We start from the raw sequence: 21,234 nt of genomic DNA on the forward strand, positions 1-21,234 counted from the left end.
CAGGGGTCGTCCTCGACGCCCGACTCAGCGCCGGCTGCAGTCTCATTAAGTCAGCAAGTCTCCCTCGATCATGTTCCGCATCATCAGTGGTGAGCCAGATCTGAGTCGGCAGGCGGGAGATGGTCGCGAACTTTGTGGGCCAGTACCCTGATGGGTCAACACGGCACGTTATCAGTCGCTTTCCGCGGTGGCGGCGGCATACCAATCGCGGGCAACCTGGTCATCGAGCTTGTCAATGAGGACGGAGAGGTGTCCCCACGGCAATTGTCCAACAGGCTGTTGGACAATTGCCTCTCGTGGCCAGGCGCCGGCGATGGTGCGTATGTCGTGCAGGTTGCTGCGTGAGAACCCCCCATGTGTCGGGAACTCCGTTCGCGGGTCAGTGGCGAGGCGATCGAGTACGCGGCTACCTCACCACCCTTGCGCGCCCTGATGTTCAAGTATCGGCCGGCCGATGACCCAGTACAACGACAGCAGCTGTCTGTTGACAGTACAAGTTGCCTGAATACTATTGGTCGTCGCGCCAAAGGCGAAGCCGACCGAACACCACGAGTCCGGCAGCGGCAATGGCGGTGAGTCCGCCACCGTAGACCGCTATGGCAACGGGTGGAGGCAGGACTGATCCGAGGGCTCCCGCGAGCATCGAACCAAAGGCGCCGCCGAGGACCGTCATGGCGCTCCAAACACTGTTGATTCGGCCGCGAAGGCGGTCCGGTGTACTGCGTTGCAGCAACGTGAACTCAAGGATTGCCCGCACGCCGATGGCAAGACCTGCTGCCATGAGGAATAGGAACGTTGCCCACAACCAGGGGGTCGCGCCGGTGAGAGCAATGAGGCCCAAGCCGGCGGGAGCGACCACGAGGATGAGCAAGCCCTTACGTTCAAATGTAGCGACCCATCCGCTGGTAACCGATCCGATACCCGCTCCGAGAGCGATACCGGAGTAAAGCAGTCCCGCGGCGCGGGGATCGTTGCCGAAGCGGTGATCGACCAGCGCGGGGATCAGGACCGTCATGCCTGCGCCCAGCAGCGCGACGACACCGATGAACAAGACTGACCGGATCACCGGACGGTTCCACGCAAAGTGCAGGCCCTCAATCAGTGACCGCGCCGGATGTATGGACTCGGCGCCTTCGGGCCGAAGGGGCGGCAGACTCGAGAGCAATGGCAGCGTCGCAAACGTACCCAACGCTGCTGCGCTGTAGTTCCACGTGACACCGCCCGCCGCGATGACCAGCCCACCGACCGCCGGAGCAGTCATCATTCCGACTTCTGCGGTCAAGCCATTGATTGCTGCTGCCGCGGAGAACTTGTCCGGAGAAATTAGCCCGGGAGTCGCAGCGAGCAGGGCGGTGAAGCTGATCGCGCCCAGGCCCCCATCGACAGCGCCGAGGACATAGATGGCAAGGACGCTGGGATCGTCGAACATCGCGTTCACCGCTAGCCCGGCAAATGCGAGCCCACAGAGACAGCGACTCCACAGGATCAACGGGCGGCGGTCGTTGCGATCGGCGAGCACACCGCCGAGCAGCGAACCGGCGAATGTGGCCACCCCGGTTGTTGTTGCGACAGCACCCACTTGGGTACTTGATCCGGTGAGCGCATATACCTGCACAGAGACCGCAACCGTGAGCATACCGATACCGAAGACATTGATCGCTCTCGCAATGACGATATTCCGGAATGGGCGGCTCTCTCGCAACGGGCTGGTATCGAGAAGAATTCTGCTGGCCGGCACAAGCTACCTATCGCTGGAAGCCAAACGAAAATGCTACAAATTTCACTAGACGTTAGACGCGCAGGGCGATCGCCCGCCAGCAGTCTTCGCGTCTACGTTCATCTGCCGCGGCGGATCTGATCAGCCAATTTCTCTGCGCAATCTTTGTGGGGCGGCCTCCTTGACTGTAATCTCGCTGCCTGCAGCGGAGTTGAACTATCGTGTTAAGGCCACTTAGCTGCCGGAGGCGCATTTGTTCGTTCGCCTAGTCGTAGCTGCGGATGATGTTGGCCGGGCCCCGGCGTGCTGACCGATCGACGTCCGGACGGTGTAACCAACCTCCGATGGCCCGAACGCCAATGCAAGCTGGCGGTAGCGGGTCGGTGTCATGGCTCGGGGCACGTCTGCGTGTTCGCGACTGCCGTGTATCTCGCTCTGGCCGCAATGGCGAAAGCCCGCGGGGTCTCTGAAGGCTTCCGGAAACGACTCATCCCGGGGGCTGAGTCGAGTTCAGAATTGTAGAAGTTGAGCGGGGTCTCTACTGGCCGGCCTTATTCAAGGTCGATGCCTCGAGGGACGGAACGGTTTCGTCCATGAGGTAGGTTAGCGCGCCTGGAGCGGGGAAAGTTGCGGCGTTGGCCATGGCTGGGTCGCCGAAGATCACCGTCCCGTTTTTGGATGCCGGAAGCTCGGCGAACCTTGGATCTGATTCGAGCTTTGCCTGATCGCTGTCGTTGAACACGTAAGCAAGCAGTACGTCAGCCGAGAGCTGGTCCAGGTTCTCCGGAGACAGGGGTGCGTCGGTGTAGCTTCCCTGGGTTTGACCGGGCGTCAGACCCAGGAGGGCGAGCCAGCCCCCGGACCCGAACTGGTAACCGGCCTCTCGTACGGCGACCGAGTTGAATGTCCTGCCTTCCAGTTGGGCGACGCGCTCCTTGTTCTGTGCGACCTGGGCGTCGAAGTCGGCGAGCACGACGTCGACTGCCTGAGTCTGTTGGGTCAATTCGCCCACGGCCTTCATGTCGACTGTCCACTCGGTGGTGGCACTTCCGTCGTCGGTACTGACGTAGGTCGGTGCGATCGCGGAGACGTCGTCGTACATGTCTTCGGGAATGGTCCAGGTGTGACCGAGGATGAGATCAGGCTCGTAGCTCGCGATCTTCTCCAGGCTGGGCTTGAACTCACTGGTCACCAGTTCGGGGGCCACCTCGCCTTCGTACCTACCCGCGAGCCACGGGTAGTTACTGTCAAAGTCAGCGGCAGGAATGGCACCTGTAGCGAAAGCGACCGGCTGGATATCGATGGACGACAACATATCGACGTAGGAGGGCGACATGACGAGGATGCGTTCTGGCTCTTTGTCGAGCGAGATCTGACCGTAGGCACTGTCGACCGTGACCGGGTAGCTGCCGCTGGATTCGGAGGAGCGAGTGTCATCATCGCCCCCAGAGTCGCTGCCGCAGGCGGTCACGGCCAGGGCCGCGGTCAATGCAATGGCAGCGAGGGTTGCTGCTCGTCTCATGCGTGAGTACGTGTTCATTCGGGTGGTGCCTTTCTTTGCGCAGAGTTCAAAGGGTCAGGACGTGGACGGTGGTGTCCCATCCGATGGTTTGGTTGCCTGCTGGTCGTAGGCCAGCGGCTGTGAACACCGCATGCAGGGCGTCGGGGGTACGGATTCCACTGCCGTGGAGGCTGTAGGCGAGGAGATCGGCTTCGGTCTGGTGTTCGTCGTGCTCGTCGTGGAGAAGGTGCTCGATGACGAGGATCCGTCCGCCTGGGGCCAGGCCGGTGGTGGCCTGGCGTAGGGCGTGGGCGGCGTCGGCGTCGCCGTGGGCACCGAGTTGGTCGACGAGCAGGATCGCGTCGGCAGCGGCTGTGGTTTCGAACAGCGACTGCTCTGTCAGCGCGACTCGCACGCGATCGTCATGGTTGCCGATCGTGGCCGCGAGGTCATCGCGGACCCGAATGAGATGGGAGGGGAGCCCAGCGATGGTGATGAGAAGATGCGGGTGGGCGCCCAGTATCGCGGCAGCGAAGACCGCGGGGGCGTCGGCGCGGATGAGCAGGTGGTCGATCCCGGCCACGGCGTCGGAGCGAGCCAGCGGCTCGGCGATGTAGCCGGCGAACTCGGCGTTGTGGTCGTGATGTTTGGTGGCGTACCAGTCCTCGGACAGGAGCTGCTTATACGACGTGCCGGTGGCCTGCGTATAGCCCTCGGTTCCGGTGCGGATCGCTTCAGTGAGGCCGTGATAGGCCACTTCACGTCGGGCATGGTAACCGTCCTCGTGGAGGACCTCGACAACAAAGTCATCGGTCAGATACTCACCGATCTCGCTGAGTCGGTAGTGGCCCGGTTTGGCCTTATCGAGGAGGTTGATAGCGGTGAGGTAACGCAGAAGCTTGCCCACCCCGACCGGATCCCCGCCGCACGCGGCAGCCAGCGCCTCAGCGCTGGTGATGCCACGGGAGATCAGATCGGGAATGCCGAGGGTCACGGCGGTCCGCATCGCGAACGGTGGCAACAGTTCGCCCAGTTCGTGGAGCGTTTCGAACGCTTCCTCATTGCGTTCGGGATCGGGAACAGCGGGATCGTCATCGAGGGTGATGACCTCGCCGTGGCGCCAGTACCCCGTGAACTGAACGTCGTGTTTGTCCATCCCGCGCTCGTCCACTAGATGTCGCCGAATCGTCTTGACGGTGGACGACTCCCCAGCAATCCATGCGAACGTCGACCCGTCCCACCAGTGCGCCGATTGCACGGCGTCGATCAGCAGCGTGCTCGTTCCCGCGCGTATTCCGTCACGGATCAGCCACGTCACGGAAACTCCATCCAGTTCGCGTAACTGCAGCTGATGATCGGCGTGGGCAACCTCGACGAACACTTGCCCCTTCGCATCAGCAGGCAATTGTTCTAACAACCGGGAAATCGCGGGTAGAGCGGTGTCATCCCCGGCGACCAGCAACCAATCGGCGTCAGGCAGGGCATGGCTTGCTACCGGACCCGCGATATGGATCCGGTCACCGGGCTGGGCCCGGTATGCCCACGATGTCGCGGTCCCGGTTCCGTGCCTGACGAAATCCACATCAAGCTCACCGGCCTCGGGATCGAAACGGCGCACGGTGTAGACCTTTGACAACACACGGGGGTCTTTTGGCCACTGCAGATGTCCCTCGCGCTGTGTCGGGAGCACAGGGTCGGTCCTGCCCGGGTAAGGGAAGATCAGCCTGATGTCGTCATCGAACCCATCACTGCGCAACGCCGACTGGGGCAGACTGTTCGCCGAGGTGAACGCGCCCAACTGATCACCGGAAAGCGTCACCCGACGTAGACCCGGCGTCACATCCGAGATGCGGGCCACCCAGAGCTCTCGCAGCGCAATGGGGTGCACCGTCACACGGCGCGACGATTTCGGCATATTTGCAGACTCCCTCGAACTTCACACGACCAATCGATGGTCCGGCGAACCTGAACTTCCCCGAAGTAAGGCTCGAAGTAAGGTTAGGCAACCAGACCTTGTCTGGGGTGCGTAAACTGTCAACTAGTTGATGTTTTATGCGAGGGGGAGGACACACGGTCGTGCTCGATGACTCCGCGGGGTCGCTCGGCGCGAAACCACCGCCGATTCCTCCGTGTCAGATGGCTGAGCGGTGGAGTCGCGGCGAGCACCTGCTGTTCTGGGTATTTGCAGGACATGCAAGTGTGAGGCTCGCGAACGGTGAGGTCTATCCACTCGGTGCTGGTGAGGGACTATGGGTGCCTGCCGACACCGGCCGTTCCTTACGCACTGAAGCCGAGTCCGTAGCAATCCCGATCCTGATCCAACCAGGCAACCTCACATCGCCGCTCGAACACGTCGTTCGCTTCGATGTGCCCGACGGGTGGCGCGACTGGCTGGTCCAGCACTACGTTCACTGGTTCTCGCCGGTCACCCGACGTGGCTACACCCCAGCAGAGATGCTCGAGGTCGTCTCGATCCGAGGACCGAAGCGGCACAAGAGAACCGGGCTTGGTGCACCTCCGAATCCGCCAGCCCGCGTCCTGCTGCCGCGATCACCATCCGCGCGCCTAGTGGCTCGAGCACTGATGCGCAACCCCGCCTTGGACCACACGGTAGAACAGTGGGCCGCACTCGTCTCGTCAAGTCCAAGCACCCTGCGCCGGGACTTCATCAACGACACCGGCCTGACTTTCGCCCGCTGGCGTGCCCGATGCCGACTCTCAAGGGCCGAAGACCTACTTGCAGCCGGCCACGACGACATCGGCTGGGTAGCCCACAACGTCGGCTTCAGCAGCCGCAACGGGTTCACTCGTGCCTTTCGCGCCGAGTATCAACACCCCCCGTCGTCCGTCGCCAAGACCGCTGACGTCCCGACGCCCCTGCGGTCGCCTCGGCCCGCAGCCTTTGGGGATGGCCTTCAAGATTTACTCGGCGACCAGACCACATCCTCGACTGATGCACGCCTCGTCCCCGCGACTGCCTCACCTCCGCTGAAGTTCGAGGACGAGAGTGTGCTGTTGTGGACGTACAAAGGCACGTCATGGGCGCGCATCGGCGATCAGGAGTTCACTCGTTCCCGAGGGGACGCTATCTGGCTCATTGCGGGCCACCCCCATGAAACCCGTTCGGCGGAGAACTGTATTGATGTCCCCATCGGCAGTCTCTTCGCTCCCGACATGCCAATACGTGCGCCGCTCAGGACCAGCTTCACTCCGTCCTGGGACGCTTACCTGCTGCACTGCTCAGTCGCCAGTTACACCATGCTGCGACCCGACAGTTACGACCCGCTGCATGTCCTCAAACTGTTCGATGAACAGCTCACGGCGCAAAGAGCTACGGTCGTGCCCATGCCGGACGACCCGGTCGCCCGAACGGCCGCGACAGCATTCTTACGAAACCTGCGTACCTCAGAGTGGCCGACGTCGACCACGCAGAAAACGACGCTCGACGGCGTCTTCCGCCGCGAGACGGGAATGACGCTGGCTGCCTGGCAGCGCGCCGCGCGAATGCGGATCGCCTGCTCCCTTCTTGCCGAGGGAGTCAAACCCGGAAGCGTGGCTAGCAGGATCGGCTACACCAATCTCAGCGCCTTCAGCCACGCATTCACTCGCTTTTACGGGGTCTCTCCGCGCAAATTCCAGCGAGGCGCAATCTCAAGTAGCTAAGCAGCCCTCCGGGTCGCGGCTGGAACGCGAGCGGACTTGCGCGCATGTCATCCACCAACGTGAAGGATCACGGCGAGGTGGTGTCTACCACCGAATTGCCTAACTGTTGTGGGGCAAAATCTTTGCTCTCTTTGCATCCGCGTCGGGGATGTCGGGCGGAGTAGCCAACTGACGCGCCGCGACTGGCCCGCCCGAGGTCGTTCTGTCTGATCAGTTGGACGCAGTGCTACCGGGCGGTGGTTATGGCCAGTAGTGGCGGGATTGGAAGTATTGGGTGGCTTCGGGTTCGGTGGTGTACTCGAGGAGGTTGCCGAGTTTGGTGGCGAGGACGTCGCGGACTTGCGCGGGGGTGGCGAAGAAGAACTCTCGTCGTGGGTTGGCGTGGTTGAGTCGCAGTTTTGTGAACTGTTGATGCAGTTGGTTTTCGAGTGTGACGGCGTCGTCGGAGAAGTAGATGGCGTGGACGTCGAAGGGAAAGGGGACTGATGCGCTGCTGAGTTCTCGGATGCGGTCGAGTGGCTCGAGTCGGCGGGTGAGTCCGATCTTGACGACATTGGGGCCGAAGGCTCCGATGTTGGAGATGACGTAGACGTAGCCGGCCCGGATGTTTGCGGCGCGGTAGTCGTTGTCGGCGATGGCTTGGTCGAGGCGTTCGAGCTCCTGCTGTGCTTCGTCGCGTTCGGCGGTGCTGGTGACGCGGTCGAGGAGATTCCGGTAGTGCTCGCGTTCTTTGTCGAGGAGCCGTCGTTGGTTGGCGAGTTCTTGTTCGGCTTTGCGTTCGTCTTTGAGGCGTTCGCGTTCTTCGCGGGCGGCTTCGCGTTCGTCCTGGACTTTCATGAGGTAATCGGCGGTGAGTTCGAGTTCCTGGGTGCGGAGCCCGTGGTAGGCGGCGGCGATGCGCATTTGCATGATGGCGCCGTGCTTTTCGATGTCAGCGGCTGCTTTGTTGAGCCGGCGGGTCGCGGTGACGAGGTTGCCGGCGCGAATGGTGCGGACGCAGTTCTCGGCCTCGGCGTTGTAGGCGCGGAGCATCAGTTTGGCGAGGTCCCCGGTGAGCCGTCGACCTTGGGCGAGAGAGTTGTTGAAGCTGAACTGCTTTGACACTTCTATGGCGTCGCCGCGGGAGATGGCGTCTCGGATCTGCGAACGCAGCGCGGCGAGACTGAGTTTGTACGCCTCGGCGTTCTCGAGGGGATGGTGATACTCGTACAGTCCGACTTCCTGCAGAACGAGCGCGTCGTCTACTTTGATGACTCGTTCGTCGACGTCGGCTGTGGCAGGGGCAGAGACCCGCGGAGGCACGTGCTTGAGCTGCGTGGTCAATTCGGTGACCTTGTCCTGCAGGTTCGCCGCTTCACGCTCTTTTTCGACGAGAGTGCGGCGCAATGCGGTGATGACATCTTGGGGGTTGCTCATCCGCGGACACCTTGTCCGGAAAGGGGGATCAGGCCGTACGGGTTCTTGGACACGGCTGCGGCCAGGTGCTTGAGAGTTTCGATGGGTTCGACTCGGGATAAGTCGATGGCCAGGAAGCTTTGACGGCCGATGGCGAGTTGCGCGAGCGGTATTCGCCGGTCGTGGCCAGTTGCTGGGTCGACGGTGTCGACGGCGACGGTCAGGGAAATGGCGTCGATGATGCCTTCTCTGTCGGCTTCGAACACTTCGTGCGGGGTGCGTAACGAAGTCTGATGGATGGCGTTGTTGTATCGGCGCTTGAGCTCGGCGGCAGACAGCCGCGTTGTGGTGAACTCGTCCTTGGCCTTGACGTAGCGGACGGCTTTCACCGCGGGGAACTGATCTGGGGTTGGTACGAGGACGGTCACCGCGAGTTCGCGGTCAGCAGTGATGAACTCGTAGTCGTAGTCGACCTGGAACTGTTCGGGGTAGGTGGAGTTGGCGAGCACGATGCCGACGTATTGCTCGAGCGCGCGCCCGTCGCCGTTTCGTAGACCGGCGATGAGCTGGTCGAGCTCGGAGTTGGCTCGTTGGATTTCCTCGCGCCGAGATTGATTCGCAGCGTCGTGGTCTCGCTGGGCTTGTTCGAGTCGGGTAAGGCGGTCGAATTCGGTCGCGAGCCAAGTCTGGCGGGTGGCGCCGTTGCGGATGAAGAGATTGTTGAGTTGGCCGTGCCAGTAGGTCATGTTGCTGGCGTACTGTGCGTGTGCGGCGGCGAGTTGTGCTTCGTATTTGCGTTGACCACCCAATTTTGCGCTGAGACCGGTTGGCTGTTCGGGCGGATAGAAATGCGGTCGAGGCGGAATATCGATGTAGGTGGGGACCGGCGTCTCCGCCGTCAGGGTGCCGGCGTCGAGTGGTGTGGGTTCAAAGACTTGCCGGAGTCGTGTCAGGTCGACCCAGTCGTCAACCTCTAGCGTTGCTGCGAGTAGTTCCTCGATTTCTTGCTGTTGGGCGACTGCTTCGGCGGTCTTCTCTACGGCTTCGGCTTCGCATTCGGCAACGTACGCGGCCGCCATCTGCTTGTTGAGGCGAGCCTGTTCAGCAGTAGTAGATCTTCGCGCTGCGTCGGATGCTCTGCGATGGGCACTTGCTGCGCGCTGCCGAGCTAGTGCCGCCTGGTTGTACTGACGGACCGCGAGCCGCTGCTGCTGAGCCTGGCGCTTCGCGGCCAACTGCTGCTGATGCTGAAGTTCGGCGAAGAAACCGCGACGACGGGCCATTGATTCTGAATACACCACGCGGCATCGAACTGCACGGAGCATCGTCGAATAGTTGCATTGAATTGCGCGTAACCAGATTCGCTGAGTTCAGCACGCAGTCAGAATCTCATCTGTTCGAACTCTATCGTAGTTTCTGGAAACCCTGTAGGAACGCCGCGAAGCGTTACCGCGGGCGTGCGGACTACGTTGAACTGGCAGGCTCGGATCACCTGATGATTGGTGGTCCCTTCATGCCAGCGGTCCTGGCAGAGTTCGACAGGTGGGTCGACATGAAGGGCATCAACAGCCAGTCGGTTGATGCCTGAGTCGATGAGCGAGACTGTGGAACCGCCGATCTGCTGCGCAGTTCGGTGCACGTACGCGGTTATGCGCGCCGATTCCTGTTCAGGACTAGCTGATCTCGCCTTCCCGGTCAACGAATCGACCGGATCCGTGCCCGGGCCCCTCGGTGGCGAGGCCGACGATCGCGTCGGTACCTTCGGTGATGGTCTGGTGACCGGAGTGCCCATTGAAATCGGTTGCGGTGTAACCGGGATCCGCAGCGTTGATGCGGATGCCCACCAGAGCTTTTGCGTACTGCGTCGTCAGCATGGTCAGCGCCGCCTTTGAGGCTGTGTATATCGGGGCGACGACGTGCGATTCGGGACGAGTCGGATCGTGCGTCGCGGCAAGCGATCCCATTCCACTGCTGACGTTGATGACGACGGGATCCTCGGACCGCTTGAGGAGGGGAAGAAAGGCCGTGGTGGTCCGGACCACACCGGCGACGTTCACATCGAGAACACCCAGTACGTCGGCCCCGGTCAAGTCGCTTGGGTCGCCCATCGGCCCCGCGACGCCGGCGTTGTTGATGAGGACGTCGATCGACCCTTCGTGTTGCGCGACATTGTCTGCAGCCTCGGCCACCGATTGGTCATTGGTGACATCTATCTGGACGAATCGAGCTCCGAGCGCATCGGCAGCCGCAGAACCTGCACTGCTGTCGCGGGCTCCGATCAGAACGGTCTGACCCTGTTCGATGAGGCGTCGAGCGGTCTCGTGTCCCAGGCCCTTGTTGGCTCCGGTGATAAAGGTGATTGTCATGCATTCAGCATGTGCTGGACAGCGACCGCTCACCAGAGATGGTTCGACGGTAGGAACAGGAGTACCACCTTCGAACTCTGCCGGCGGGGCACAATCGAGGAGTGAACACTCATCCGACCGATCTCGGCGGAAACCTGCGCGCCTGGCGTGACCGGATGTCACCGTCCGCCGCCGGGCTGCCGGAGCGGCATGCCCGCCGTGCCAAAGGGCTGCGACGGGAGGAGCTCGCCGACCTTGCCGGTGTGTCCGTCGACTACGTTGTGCGGCTCGAGCAGGGCCGGGCGACGACACCGTCGACGCAAGTGATCGCATCGCTTGGTCGGGCACTGCAACTGACAGATGCGGAGCGAGATCATTTGTACAGATTGGCCGGTCACGTCCCTCCCGGTTCCGACGAGATCTCCGATCACATCCCGCCCGGCGTCCACCGCGTCCTGAACCGGCTCGGTGACACTGCGGTCGCGGTCTTTGCTGCGGACTGGCAGCTGATCTGGTGGAACCGAGGCTGGGCGGCTCTCGTAGGTGATCCGTCATCAACTCCACCGGCGCTCCGCAACTTCGCCCGCGACACCTTCGTCGCCGATGACAACCCGACGCTGGCGCGCTGGCCCGTGACAACCCTCGCTGGTGATACTGCCGAAGAAGCCATCGTGTCGGACCTGCGCCGAGCCACCGGGCGTTTCCCGAACAACAGCCGCTTGATCAAGCTGATCGACTCCCTCACTGCCGGTAGCGCGCGTTTCGCCGAACTGTGGGCCTCCGGCAAGGTCGGAGCGCATCGGGAGTCGCACAAGATCATCGAGCATCCCCACGTTGGGCCGATCACGGTGGACTGCGACGTCCTCACCGATGGTGACGCAGAGCTGAAGATCGTGATCTTGACCGCTGCAGCGGATACCGAAGACGAAACCAAGCTTCGGCTGGCGCTCCTGTCCGGTGTGTCCGAGGCCGCCCACCGCTGATTTGACACGACGCGAGGCAGGTGGCTGGTCGAGGTTCCATGCCGTCAGTGATGACGAATGATTCTGCGTGACAGTTACTCACGACAAGGGCAGGTTTGGTGTGAGTTTCTGATCGGCGGGCGTGACGTCGTCGATGCGTGATCGAGGAGATTGCTGGCGTCGCCATTGGCTGGGGCTTATGCCGAACGTTCTGCGGAATCGGTGTGCGAAGTGGGTGGGTTGGGTGAAGCCGTGCTGGTGGGCGATGGCGGCAATGCTCAGGTTGGGTTGCGTGAGTAATGTGCTGCGGGCTTGTTGGAGGCGGCGGTCGATGATGTAACCGGCCAACGGTCCGTTGATGTCGGGCCACATTTTGTAGAGCTGCCGAAGTGAGATGTTGTGCGCAGCGGCGATCGAGTCGGCGGAGAGTTCAGCGTCGTAGAGGTGATCGTCGATATAACGGGAAATCGTCTGCACGAGAGCGTCCGTAGGGCCGGTGGTAGGGGAGCTGTCGGCCGCGCTGAGTAGAAGCGAGCGCACGAGCGACATGGTGGAGGCAGCCAGGTCGGGCAGGACGTTTCCCCCGGTGGTGGCGATGACGCCGAGTTGCTGGAGATGGTTGAGCATCAGTGCGTAAAGGGGTAGATCCGCACTGAGCTTGTGCATTCCGCGGTGAACGGTTTCGGGGGATAGCGTCAACCTCGGGTAGGAGGTGTGAAGGATGGTCGCCGACCCGCTGCCGTGGTCCCGGAAGTCAAACGGATCGTACTGGTCGATGATGACCAGTGTCGGACGGTCACGTTGTTGGGGCACTGTGGTGCCGGCCTGGGTCAATGTCCAATGACCCGGGGCGAGCACCGCCATGCTGACAAGTCGCTGTCTGGGATCTGTGTTGCGTTGCCGGAGATTGGAGACGGCGAGGGCCTGGTAGCGCACGTGCATGAGTGTGGATTCGTTGCCGAGGGTCCAGTTGTTCACGGTGCGGCTGCCAAGACCTCGATGGGTGGTGGAGATGGTGAGGTGTGGTGCGACGCCTGCGCATGTCGGTGTGTCAGACATGGGGTGGCGCCTGAGTTGCGGCGAGGTCGCGCCAGGCTCGGGGGCTCAGGCCGTACATGGTGCGGAAGCGCCGGGCGAAGTATGACGGATTGCCGAATCCCCATCGACGGGCAATGACGGCGATGGACAGTGCGCGGGTCTCAGGCCGGGCTAGTTCGTCATGGGTGCCTTGGAGACGGTTGGTGATGATCCATTGTTCGAGACTGAAATCGGCGTCTTCGCACAGCCGAAACAGCTTGCGGGTGGATATGTTGTGAGCGTGGGCGATCGTGTCGGCGGACAGATTCGGGTCGCACAGGTGCTGGCGTATGTATCCGCGGATGCGGGGCAGAAGTACCTCCGCCATCATGTTCCGCGCGTAGTCAGGGTCGTAGGCTGAGGCGATCAGTGTGCGGGCGAGGTCGATGCTCGACTCACCAACCGCGCTGGCTGCGTCTGTGCCGGCGATGGCGTCACCGATGTTCGTCAACTCGTTGATATGGGAACTGAACAGACTGTAGAGCGGACTCGCGGGCAGTCGGGCGGCTGCTTCTTTGACAACTGTGCGCGGCAGGTTCATCTGCTCGAGGGGAAGGTAGAAAGCCTGCGATGCTCCGCGGCCGTCGTAGGAGAACTGGTAGGGCTCATTCATGTCGACGATCATCAGTTGTCCGGTGTCGACCGTTCGTCGGTCGTCGAACTGATCGTGCTTGCCGACGCTATTTTGTTGGCGGGCGATGGTGAGCATCTCCGATGGCCCGACGCGTATTTGCTTGGGTGAGCGTCCCAGTCGCAGGTCTGTGAGATCCGCTTGAAAGATACTTGTCTGTCCGAACTCCCACGCGTGCATGTAATGGTCGGCGCTGTCAGCGTTTCCGAGGTCGACGGTGGTCGGCCAACTCTGACCGTCGAATGCGGATCGTAGAACGGCTTCACGCTCGTGGACGGGTACCTCGGTGGCCTGATAGATGATCGCCATGATGGCTCACCGCCGGTTGCACGATTGCCGGGGTCTGGTCGTGGGTGCACCCGGTTCGGGGGTGGCAACTGTTGGGTCAGTCTTCATCGCGGATCTCCCACCACTGCTGGATGCTCATACCGTATGTGCTTGCGAACGCATGCTCAAGGTGTTGTTGGTCGGCAAAGCCCCACCTCCGGGCGATGCGTGCATCGGGGGGCCTTCTGGATTCCAGCAGTTCTGCACGGACCTCGGTCAGGCGCTCGGCGATAATCCACTGGTCGATGTCGAAGCCATGATCGCAGGTCCGTTTCTTGAGCTCGTGCGTCGTGAATCCGAAGCGGTCGGCGAGAGATCTTTCGGTGAGGCCGGGGTCATGCAGCCGGGCGCGGATGTCGGCCTGGATCCGGGGTATGAGCGCGACACGGGAATCTTGTGCTTGGGGTTGCTCGGTGAGTCCGGCGGTGACGAGCGCGCGGGTGAGGGAGACGGTGGCCTCACCCAGCTCATGGCTCGAGTTGCCGGAGATCTCGTGGTCGCGGTTGATGTCCAGTTCGATGATGTGGCGCCTCACGATGTCGTAGAGCGGGTTCGATTCGAGGTGTCGGGCGACGTGAGCAAAGTCCTCGTGGCTGAAACCGATGAGATCGTAGGGGACGTGGATTGCCCGGGATCGACCTCGAGTGGGCCAGTCGAGAACGTACGGAGAATCGAGGTCCACGATCATCAGGTCGCCGGGGTGGACGAACCGCTGCTGACCGTGCTGTTCGAATTGACCGGTCCCGTACTCGTGGAACGCCAGGGCCAGGACACCTGCGGGGCCTTGGTTGATGTTCCGGCGCGTGCGGGTAAGGCGCGTGGCGGTCATTTCGGCACGAAACATGTTGACTTGGCCGAAGTTCCATGACTCCATGACCGCAGCCATGGCCCGGTGGGTGCCGAACTCGACGGTGGCTGGGGCTGATAGTTCGTCGAAGGTGGTGCGGGCGGCGTCGATCCTGTCGGCGTGCACATAGGTGGAGCTGTCGAAGACGACGGCCATCTCTGACTCCTGCTGAACGCTGGTGTGATTGCGAACAAGATACGTCGCTTTGAAGACCAGGGCGGTGGGTGTGCGCTGTGAGTACAGAACTGTGCACTGTTGATCAGCCGGTTGTAGCCCCCCGCGCGGCGGCAGGGTCGCGGCCGCCGTGCGAGGGGTCACCAGGTTTGGTACATCGCGTCGACTTCGATGTCGCTGTGGCCGCCGGCGGCGAGGAAGGGCCGCATGCTGGGCAGCGATGGGGTAGATGAAGGCGATCAGGTAACGCAGGGGATCGCGGGTACCGGTTCGGCGAAGGTGTATCCGGGAATTGACGTGCTAGTGGTCATTGTCAGTCCTTGGTTGTGAGCCAGACGCGGGTCAGTGGGGCAAAGCAGTCGGCGTGGGTTCCGAGGTGCGTGCGACTGCCCAGTCCAGGGCGTAGTCGGCCACTGCTTCCCAGCCGGGTTCGGCGCATGTCCAGTGCGATCTTCCTGGGAACTCGTAGTAGTCGGTGACCGCGGCTGACTTGCGGTACTTGCGTGCGTTCGACTTGTTGACCGCTGGCGGCATGATGTGGTCGGCGCCGCCGGCGATGAACAACAGCGGAGCGCGTTCGTCGCGTTTGTAGTTCACCCAGGTTTCTTGATGGCCGGGGGTCCAGTTCGCGAACACGCCGTACTTCCACACCCACGATCCGGGTGCTGCGATGGCGTAGCGGTCGTAGGCGGCCTGGGCGCCGGCGTCGTCGAGTGTGTTGGTGAACGCGTAGTGGAACTGTTCGGCTGTGAAGCCAGCGGCTTTGTGGCGGTTGGAAAATCGCTTGAGGATGGGTAGCAGTGATTTTGCTTGAGAGGGAGGTTGAACTCGAACCCCTTCTGTGGGTGCGGAGTCGATCACCACCGCGGCTGCTCCCAGGCCGCGATCGACGAGCAGTTGGGTGATGACCCCACCGAACGAGTGGCCCATGATGATGGGTGGAGCCGGCAAGTTCTCGATGATGCCGGCGAGATGGTTGACGGTTTCGGGGACGGTGAGTGTGGCGATGACATCGGGGTTGTGCCGCAGTGCTTCCACTTCGATCTCGAAGCCGGGATAGGCCGGCGTGATGACGCGGTACCCCTTGCTTTTGTAGTGGGTGACCCAGTTCTCCCAGCTGCGTGGGGTGACCCAGAGTCCGTGGATGAGGACGATCGTGTCGGGGGCGGTCGTAGGTGTCATGGCGTGGTCTCCGATCCTCGCCGCTCAGGCGGCGGTGTAGGTGTTGAGGAATGTCAGCAGGTCGTTGTTCAGGTCGTCTTTGTGGGTGTCGGTGATGCCATGTGGTGCAGCGGGATACACCTTCAGTTCAGCGTTTGTGATCCGGGCTGCGGAAGCTTTGCCGCCGACTTCGATTGGGACCACCTGGTCGTCATCGCCGTGGATGACCAGGGTGGGGACGTCGAATGTGTCCAGGTCGTCGCGAAAGTCGGTCGCAGAGAACGCGGCGATGCTCTCGTAGGCGTTGCGGGCGCCGGCTTGCATACCTTGGCGCCAGAATGCATCTCGCATCCCTCGTGACGGGTTCTGGCCGGGCCGGTTGTTGCCGAAGAAGGGGCCATCAGCCAAGTCGCGGTAGGTCTGTGATCGGTCGGTCAACGAGCCTTGCCGGATACCGTCGAACACATCCACTGGCACCCCGTTCGGGTTGTCGTCGGTCTGGAGCATGAACGGGGGCACCGCTGAGACCAGCACGATCTGCGCCACTCGGCGGGTGCCGTGGCGGCCGACGTACCGCGACACCTCGCCGCCGCCGGTGGAGAACCCGATCAACGTCACCTCGTGCAGATCCAACTCCTCGATGAGCGCGGCGAGATCGTCTGCGTAGGTGTTCATGTCGTTTCCGTTCCACGATTGGGTGGATCGTCCGTGACCGCGGCGGTCATGAGCGATGGCGCGGTAGCCGTGGGTGGCGAGAAACAGCTGCTGTGCCTCCCAGCTGTCCGAGTTCAGCGGCCACCCGTGGCTGAGGATGACCGGACGACCAGAGCCCCAGTCCTTGTAGTAGATGTCGGTGCCGTCTAGCGTGCAGAACATCGGCATGATGATTTGTTCCTTTGCGAGAGTGTGAGCTGTCGATCAGAGTGACCGGGGTCTTTCTGATGACAGACAACGTACGTGCTCCCGCAACTGCCGATCTGTCTGTGCGTGCACGCTTGTGTGCTCTGCCAGCACGGGCAAGAAACATGGGGAGACAACAGTCGTCGTCCTTGCCCCCTCCCGACGCCGACAGCACAAAACCGTGCACTCACAAGCAGATCGGCGCACTGAGTTCCTCGTAAGGTCCTGGACACCAGACCGAAAGGGCACCTTCCATGCCATCGACACAGGCCGCGTCCTGCACCACGTTGATCCTCCGCGTCGCCGCGGTATTCCTACTCATACTCGCAACGGCCGGCTTCACCGCGATACCAGCAACGGCCTCAGGCAGCAGCAAACCCACCATCGTCTTGGTTCACGGAGCCTTCGCAGATGCGTCAGGATGGCGCGATGTCGCTGCGAACCTGTCGGCACGGGGCTACCCCGTTCATACCTTCGACAACCCGCTGCGCGGTCCGCGTTATGACTCGACCCAACTCGAACGACACTTGGCCATGATCTCAGGACCGATCGTCCTGGTCGGACATTCCTACGGTGGAGCTGTCATCACCAACACCCACGATCCCGACGTCGTCGCCAACGTCTACATCGCTGCCTTCGCCCCCGATCAGGGTGAGTTCGTGCAGGGACTGCTCAACCCACTGACCTTCCCCGGTAGCCGGATCTTGCCGCCGGCATTGCAGCTCAAGCTCGTAGACGATCCCACCGGTATCGGCGGAAAGAACATCGACGGGTACATCGGGCAGCCCTACTTCCATGAGGTGTTCGCCCAGGACGTCAGCAGTGACGTCGCCGCTGATATGTTCGCCCACCAGAAATCCGCCGCACTCGTGGCCAACCTCGAACCCTCCGGAGCGCCCTCATGGCGCACCGTACCCAGCTGGTACCTACTGTCTCAGCAAGACCGCGTGATTCCGCCGGCCTCGCAACGATTCATGTCCTCACGTGCAGCGCCGGGACGGACCACCGAAATAGATGCTTCACACGCGTCCCTCGTATCCCAGCCGTCTGAAGTCATCGACATCGTTATCGGCGCCGCGCAGGAGACCCACCGGTAACAGGCATCGCGTGACATGGGAGATCGGCGGGACCAGAATCCCATCTGACTGTTAGCGCACGAAAATGTTCCTTGAGTGCCGACGTCAGCACGCGTGCGCGATGCACTGGCTACAGTTGGACGACGAGGCGGAGCGCGGTCTCTCTGACGTCGGCGGCGCACTCTGGCCAGGATGGTCGGTCTGGGTCAGGGCCGGTCTCCAGGGCATCGACAAGTACACAGTTTCGACGCTGATTGAAGGTGAGAAGTGGCCGTCGTTTTCAGCACGGACGGCCTCACGCCGGCGGAGAAAGTTGAGGCGACCTGCGCAGCGATGCAAGAGCAGTCGGTCCCGTCGACCGTCGAGCTAGAAGACGCTGCGCGCGTCGAGTCGCGGATGCACGTGTGGCAATTCGGCAACGCAAGAATCTTCCGCTCTGAGATGACGGGCTTCCGACTCATTCGGACCCGGCGTCAAATCGACGCAGGGCCAGGGGACATGCTCGCGATCGCGATGCACGAGGGGTGCATCGGTAAACAAGAGCAGTTCGGGGCGCAAGTGAGAGTGTTGCCCAACGAGTTGATGGTGATGGACCTCAATTCCGCTTACACCTACGAACTCGAGGGCGGCGGCGCATCACAATGCCTGCACGTCCCGGTCGACGCGCTTGGCCTTCGACACGAGATGATCCGCAACGCCGCGTCGCGACTACGAGCAAGTCCAATATATGAGATGGTCGCCATTCATCTATCGGAAATGACAGCTAAAGGCGACGTGCTCAGCACCAGCTCAGCCGCGTCTGTGCTGGGTGAGAGCAGTATCGAACTCACCCGCACCCTCCTGGTCTCGGCGTACGACACCGACTACGCGCGCGATGCGCTCAATGAGCTGCTGATGCCCAGAATCAGGGCTTTCGTCAAACAGCACCTCGCCGACAACACACTCAACGCCGACGTCATCGCCGACGCCCATGACATTTCGCCGCGACAGCTCTACCGACTCTGCGCAAGAGCTGACATAAGCCTCGAGCAATGGATAATCTCCGAACGCTTGGAGCGAGCTCGCGAGGAGTTGTCGCGCAAATGAGATGCGTGATGTGCCGATAGCTGCCATTGCACGACGATGTGGTTTCACCAATAGCTCGTACTTCAGCAAACGCTTCAGGACAATGTACGGCCTGTCGCCCCGGACGTGGCGGCAGATGTCATCGGGCGAACGCGCCCCAAGCTACGTCGAGGGCCAATAGGCGAACTCAGGCGTACTGGTCGCTGTTGGTGTCGTGTCGTGTCAGGTTCAGGTGCGGGAGTTGCTGCACCACCTGGCTACCGCGAAGCAGCGCGTGTCATCCAGAAATCAAGTTCCAGATCGTCTTCGGACGCACACGACCGATAGGGCGAGAGATCGGTGATGCCGTCGGCTGCCAGCACCTCGTCGTCGATGAAGCATTGCCCCGTCACCTCTTTTGCCTGTTTGGTGATGATGGAGTAGGCGGCGTCGCGCATGATGGCGGTGCTGCGGCTACGGGCGATCAGATCTGAGCCCAGGACGTTGCGGACCGCGGCGGTGTCGATGGTGGTTCGTGGCCATAAAGAGTTGGCGGCTATGCCGTCGCCGCGTAGTTCTTGGGACAACCCGATGGTGACCAGGCTCATCGAGAACTTCGAGATCGTGTAGGCAGTTGGGACACCGTCGAACCATTTGGGATCGAGCGTGATCGGCGGCGACAACGTCAGGATGTGAGGATTGGCCGCGTCTCGTAGATGCGGGATCGCCGTCTTCGACAACAGAAATGTGCCGCGTGCGTTGATGTCCTGCATCAGGTCGTACTTCTTCATGCTGATGTGCTCGGTCGGGGTGAGGTCCAGAGCGCTGGCGTTGTTCACCACGACGTCGATACCGCCGAACTGTTGGACGGTCTGAGCGAGGGCGTCGGCGACGGATTCATCGTCCCGGACATCGCCGACGATCGGGAGGGCTTGGCCGCCGGCGTCTTCGATGGCCCTGGCGGCGGTGTAGATCGTCCCGGGCAGTTTGGGGTGAGGGTCTGACGTCTTGGCCAGCAAGGCCACATTCGCACCGTCGCGCGCAGCGCGGACCGCTATTGCTTCGCCGATGCCGCGGCTGCCTCCGGAGATGATCAGAGTTTTACCTGCCAGCGTATGGGCCTCGCTCATGCCTGGCCTCCGTGCGTGAATGTCACCGGCAAGGAACGCACGGCATGAACGAAGTTGCCTGCTACCAGGGACGGTTCGCCCGCCCGGATATCGGGCAGCTGGTGGAGGAGTTCGTCGAAGATCGCACGCAGTTGCGCCTTTGCGACATGTGCACCCAGACAGAAGTGCCGTCCGCCTCCGCCGAAACTGACGTGAGGGTTGGTGTCTCGGCTCAAGTCCAGCTGTTCAGGATGCTCGAAGACGTCGGTGTCCCAGTTGCCCGACGCATAGAACATGACGACCTTGTCGCCGGCGCGGACGGTCTGCCCGCTCAGGTCGAAGTCCTCGACCGCTGTCCGCCGGAACGTCATCACCGGCGAGGCCCAGCGGATGAACTCCTCGACCGCCGAGCCGATCCGGCCTGCGAAGTCTTCCATCAGCCACGCGCGTTGCTCCGGGAAGTCGGTCAGCGCTTTCATGGCATGCGTGGTGGTCTGCCTGGTTGTGTCGTTACCGGCGACGGCCAACAGGACGAAGAACGCGGCCACCTCTTCGTCGGTGAGTCGATCTCCGTCGACCTCGGCGTGCACCAGGTTGCTGATGAGGTCATCGGCCGGGTTGCTCCGACGTTCCGCAGCAAGGGAAAACGCGATCTCGTGGAGGTACATCTGCGATCCGATGAGCAACTCGAGGGGGTTGCGTCCGGCCAGAAAGGTCGGGTCGGCGAGCGAGACCATCGCGTCGGCAGCTTCGGCGACCCCGTGGCGCTCAGATTCGGGTATGCCGACCATATCGGACAGCGTTCGGATCGGTAGCTCTTTGGCACATAGGTCGACGAAGTCGGCGCCGCTACCTGCCGCGACGAGCTCGCCGACGATGTCGCGGGCATTGGCTTTGATGCTGTCTTCGATCCGCTTGACCTGGCGCGGCGTGAACGCCGAGCTGACGAGTTTGCGGATCAGGGTATGACGGGGCGGATCCATCGCCAGAAAAGACTGTGACGCCTCGAGCATCTCTTCGGGCACGTTCTCGAACAGCACTCCCTTGCCGGAGATGAAAATGTCACTGCGCCTGCTGATGTCGACGATGTCGGCATGGCGGGTCACGGCCCAATAGCCTGGATCGTCGGGGTCCTGCAGCAGTGAGTCCTCGACGGGTGGGTGCCAGGTGACGGGCCGGTGGCGCCGGAGCTCGGCGAAGGTGCGTTCGCGGTCGGCCGCGGTGGTCGACCAGAACGCGCGGGACGACAGGTCGAGGTCGTCGTAGGGGCGGGTTGTGACAGATGCTGACGTCATGAAAGTCCTT

General features: G+C 62.1%; 18 protein-coding genes and 1 pseudogene. 5 read left to right on the forward strand and 14 right to left on the reverse strand.

The features are described 5' to 3' along the window. Positions 1 to 171: 171 nt before the first annotated feature. The 4 genes and pseudogenes from DFR67_RS31095 to DFR67_RS11000 form a co-directional block, all read right to left on the reverse strand. Positions 172 to 399, reverse strand: a pseudogene (locus tag DFR67_RS31095) (DUF1016 N-terminal domain-containing protein); the annotation flags it as partial. A 109-nt stretch (positions 400 to 508) separates the two neighbouring features. After that, a complete protein-coding gene (gene entS / locus DFR67_RS10990; protein ID WP_110469592.1) occupies positions 509 to 1,738 on the reverse strand; it encodes an enterobactin transporter EntS in 1,230 nt (409 codons plus the stop codon). A gap of 517 nt (positions 1,739 to 2,255) precedes the next feature. Further along, positions 2,256 to 3,239, reverse strand: coding sequence for an ABC transporter substrate-binding protein (locus DFR67_RS10995; RefSeq protein WP_158539945.1), 984 nt, complete (start codon positions 3,237 to 3,239; stop codon positions 2,256 to 2,258). Between the two features lie 46 nt (positions 3,240 to 3,285). After that, entirely contained in the window at positions 3,286 to 5,133 is a 1,848-nt protein-coding gene (locus DFR67_RS11000; protein ID WP_110469594.1) for a siderophore-interacting protein, read from the reverse strand. 338 nt (positions 5,134 to 5,471) lie between these two features. Here DFR67_RS11000 and DFR67_RS11005 point away from each other — a divergent pair, with 338 nt between their 5' ends. Continuing rightward, positions 5,472 to 6,881, forward strand: coding sequence for a helix-turn-helix transcriptional regulator (locus DFR67_RS11005; protein WP_158539946.1), 1,410 nt, complete (start codon positions 5,472 to 5,474; stop codon positions 6,879 to 6,881). A gap of 240 nt (positions 6,882 to 7,121) precedes the next feature. On the opposite strand, the gene DFR67_RS11010 is transcribed toward DFR67_RS11005, so the two are convergent. From DFR67_RS11010 to DFR67_RS11025, 3 genes are all read right to left on the reverse strand, one after another. Further along, entirely contained in the window at positions 7,122 to 8,297 is a 1,176-nt protein-coding gene (locus DFR67_RS11010) for an SNIPE associated domain-containing protein (protein ID WP_110469596.1), read from the reverse strand. Further along, a complete protein-coding gene (locus DFR67_RS31100) occupies positions 8,294 to 9,559 on the reverse strand; it encodes a hypothetical protein (RefSeq protein WP_110469597.1) in 1,266 nt (421 codons plus the stop codon). Before DFR67_RS31100 ends, DFR67_RS11010 begins: the two co-directional genes overlap by 4 nt. 390 nt (positions 9,560 to 9,949) lie before the next feature. Beyond that, positions 9,950 to 10,642 carry an SDR family NAD(P)-dependent oxidoreductase gene (locus DFR67_RS11025; protein WP_110469599.1) on the reverse strand — a complete coding sequence of 231 codons (693 nt, stop codon included), beginning with the start codon at positions 10,640 to 10,642 and terminating at the stop codon, positions 9,950 to 9,952. A 101-nt stretch (positions 10,643 to 10,743) separates the two neighbouring features. Here DFR67_RS11025 and DFR67_RS11030 point away from each other — a divergent pair, with 101 nt between their 5' ends. Then, positions 10,744 to 11,604 carry a helix-turn-helix transcriptional regulator gene (locus DFR67_RS11030; protein ID WP_110469600.1) on the forward strand — a complete coding sequence of 287 codons (861 nt, stop codon included), beginning with the start codon at positions 10,744 to 10,746 and terminating at the stop codon, positions 11,602 to 11,604. Positions 11,605 to 11,682: 78 nt separating this feature from the next. Here DFR67_RS11030 and DFR67_RS11035 read toward each other — a convergent pair whose 3' ends face one another. The 5 genes from DFR67_RS11035 to DFR67_RS11060 all read right to left on the reverse strand — a co-directional run bounded on the left by DFR67_RS11035 (position 11,683) and on the right by DFR67_RS11060 (position 16,682). Further along, positions 11,683 to 12,642, reverse strand: a complete 960-nt coding sequence (locus DFR67_RS11035) for a helix-turn-helix transcriptional regulator (RefSeq protein ID WP_110469601.1) — start codon at positions 12,640 to 12,642, stop codon at positions 11,683 to 11,685. Next, the gene (locus DFR67_RS11040; protein WP_110469602.1) at positions 12,635 to 13,600 is read right to left on the reverse strand and encodes a helix-turn-helix domain-containing protein; all 966 of its coding nucleotides are present in this window, start codon (positions 13,598 to 13,600) and stop codon (positions 12,635 to 12,637) included. Before DFR67_RS11040 ends, DFR67_RS11035 begins: the two co-directional genes overlap by 8 nt. 76 nt (positions 13,601 to 13,676) lie before the next feature. Further along, on the reverse strand, positions 13,677 to 14,621 hold the full coding sequence (locus tag DFR67_RS11045) for a helix-turn-helix domain-containing protein (protein ID WP_146240421.1): 945 nt from the start codon (positions 14,619 to 14,621) through the stop codon (positions 13,677 to 13,679). A 360-nt stretch (positions 14,622 to 14,981) separates the two neighbouring features. Then, entirely contained in the window at positions 14,982 to 15,821 is an 840-nt protein-coding gene (locus DFR67_RS11055) for an alpha/beta hydrolase (protein WP_110469604.1), read from the reverse strand. Between the two features lie 24 nt (positions 15,822 to 15,845). Next, positions 15,846 to 16,682 (reverse strand): alpha/beta fold hydrolase, encoded by an 837-nt coding sequence (locus DFR67_RS11060; protein WP_110469605.1) that lies wholly within the window; start codon positions 16,680 to 16,682, stop codon positions 15,846 to 15,848. A gap of 272 nt (positions 16,683 to 16,954) precedes the next feature. Between DFR67_RS11060 and DFR67_RS11065 the strand changes: the two genes are divergently transcribed. The 3 genes from DFR67_RS11065 (at position 16,955) to DFR67_RS31590 (ending at position 19,022) form a co-directional block, all read left to right on the forward strand. Next, positions 16,955 to 17,797 (forward strand): alpha/beta hydrolase, encoded by an 843-nt coding sequence (locus DFR67_RS11065; protein WP_110469606.1) that lies wholly within the window; start codon positions 16,955 to 16,957, stop codon positions 17,795 to 17,797. Between the two features lie 246 nt (positions 17,798 to 18,043). After that, positions 18,044 to 18,862, forward strand: a complete 819-nt coding sequence (locus tag DFR67_RS11070; RefSeq protein ID WP_110469607.1) for an AraC-like ligand-binding domain-containing protein — start codon at positions 18,044 to 18,046, stop codon at positions 18,860 to 18,862. Between the two features lies 1 nt (position 18,863). Further along, a complete protein-coding gene (locus tag DFR67_RS31590) occupies positions 18,864 to 19,022 on the forward strand; it encodes a helix-turn-helix domain-containing protein (protein ID WP_110469608.1) in 159 nt (52 codons plus the stop codon). A gap of 76 nt (positions 19,023 to 19,098) precedes the next feature. Here the strand turns inward: DFR67_RS31590 and DFR67_RS11080 are convergent, their stop codons facing one another. Together DFR67_RS11080 and DFR67_RS11085 are read right to left on the reverse strand one after the other, a co-directional pair. Beyond that, a complete protein-coding gene (locus DFR67_RS11080; protein ID WP_110469609.1) occupies positions 19,099 to 19,950 on the reverse strand; it encodes an SDR family oxidoreductase in 852 nt (283 codons plus the stop codon). Continuing rightward, entirely contained in the window at positions 19,947 to 21,224 is a 1,278-nt protein-coding gene (locus tag DFR67_RS11085) for a cytochrome P450 (protein WP_110469610.1), read from the reverse strand. The genes DFR67_RS11080 and DFR67_RS11085 overlap by 4 nt, the downstream gene beginning before the upstream one ends. Positions 21,225 to 21,234: the final 10 nt, after the last annotated feature.

This window comes from Williamsia limnetica (assembly GCF_003217475.1).
GTDB classification, from domain to species: domain Bacteria; phylum Actinomycetota; class Actinomycetes; order Mycobacteriales; family Mycobacteriaceae; genus Williamsia; species Williamsia limnetica.

Bases quoted from the DNA above. Each gene is read 5' to 3' on its own strand.
- DFR67_RS10995 (WP_158539945.1), bottom strand. From the start codon at position 3,239: ATGAGACGAGCAGCAACCCTCGCTGCCATTGCATTGACCGCGGCCCTG.
- DFR67_RS11000 (WP_110469594.1), bottom strand. From the start codon at position 5,133: ATGCCGAAATCGTCGCGCCGTGTGACGGTGCACCCCATTGCGCTGCGA.
- DFR67_RS11010 (WP_110469596.1), bottom strand. From the start codon at position 8,297: ATGAGCAACCCCCAAGATGTCATCACCGCATTGCGCCGCACTCTCGTC.
- DFR67_RS31100 (WP_110469597.1), bottom strand. From the start codon at position 9,559: ATGGCCCGTCGTCGCGGTTTCTTCGCCGAACTTCAGCATCAGCAGCAG.
- DFR67_RS11025 (WP_110469599.1), bottom strand. From the start codon at position 10,642: ATGACAATCACCTTTATCACCGGAGCCAACAAGGGCCTGGGACACGAG.
- DFR67_RS11035 (WP_110469601.1), bottom strand. From the start codon at position 12,642: ATGTCTGACACACCGACATGCGCAGGCGTCGCACCACACCTCACCATC.
- DFR67_RS11040 (WP_110469602.1), bottom strand. From the start codon at position 13,600: ATGGCGATCATCTATCAGGCCACCGAGGTACCCGTCCACGAGCGTGAA.
- DFR67_RS11045 (WP_146240421.1), bottom strand. From the start codon at position 14,621: ATGGCCGTCGTCTTCGACAGCTCCACCTATGTGCACGCCGACAGGATC.
- DFR67_RS11055 (WP_110469604.1), bottom strand. From the start codon at position 15,821: ATGACACCTACGACCGCCCCCGACACGATCGTCCTCATCCACGGACTC.
- DFR67_RS11060 (WP_110469605.1), bottom strand. From the start codon at position 16,682: ATGCCGATGTTCTGCACGCTAGACGGCACCGACATCTACTACAAGGAC.
- DFR67_RS11065 (WP_110469606.1), top strand. From the start codon at position 16,955: ATGCCATCGACACAGGCCGCGTCCTGCACCACGTTGATCCTCCGCGTC.
- DFR67_RS31590 (WP_110469608.1), top strand. From the start codon at position 18,864: ATGCGTGATGTGCCGATAGCTGCCATTGCACGACGATGTGGTTTCACC.
- DFR67_RS11080 (WP_110469609.1), bottom strand. From the start codon at position 19,950: ATGAGCGAGGCCCATACGCTGGCAGGTAAAACTCTGATCATCTCCGGA.
- DFR67_RS11085 (WP_110469610.1), bottom strand. From the start codon at position 21,224: ATGACGTCAGCATCTGTCACAACCCGCCCCTACGACGACCTCGACCTG.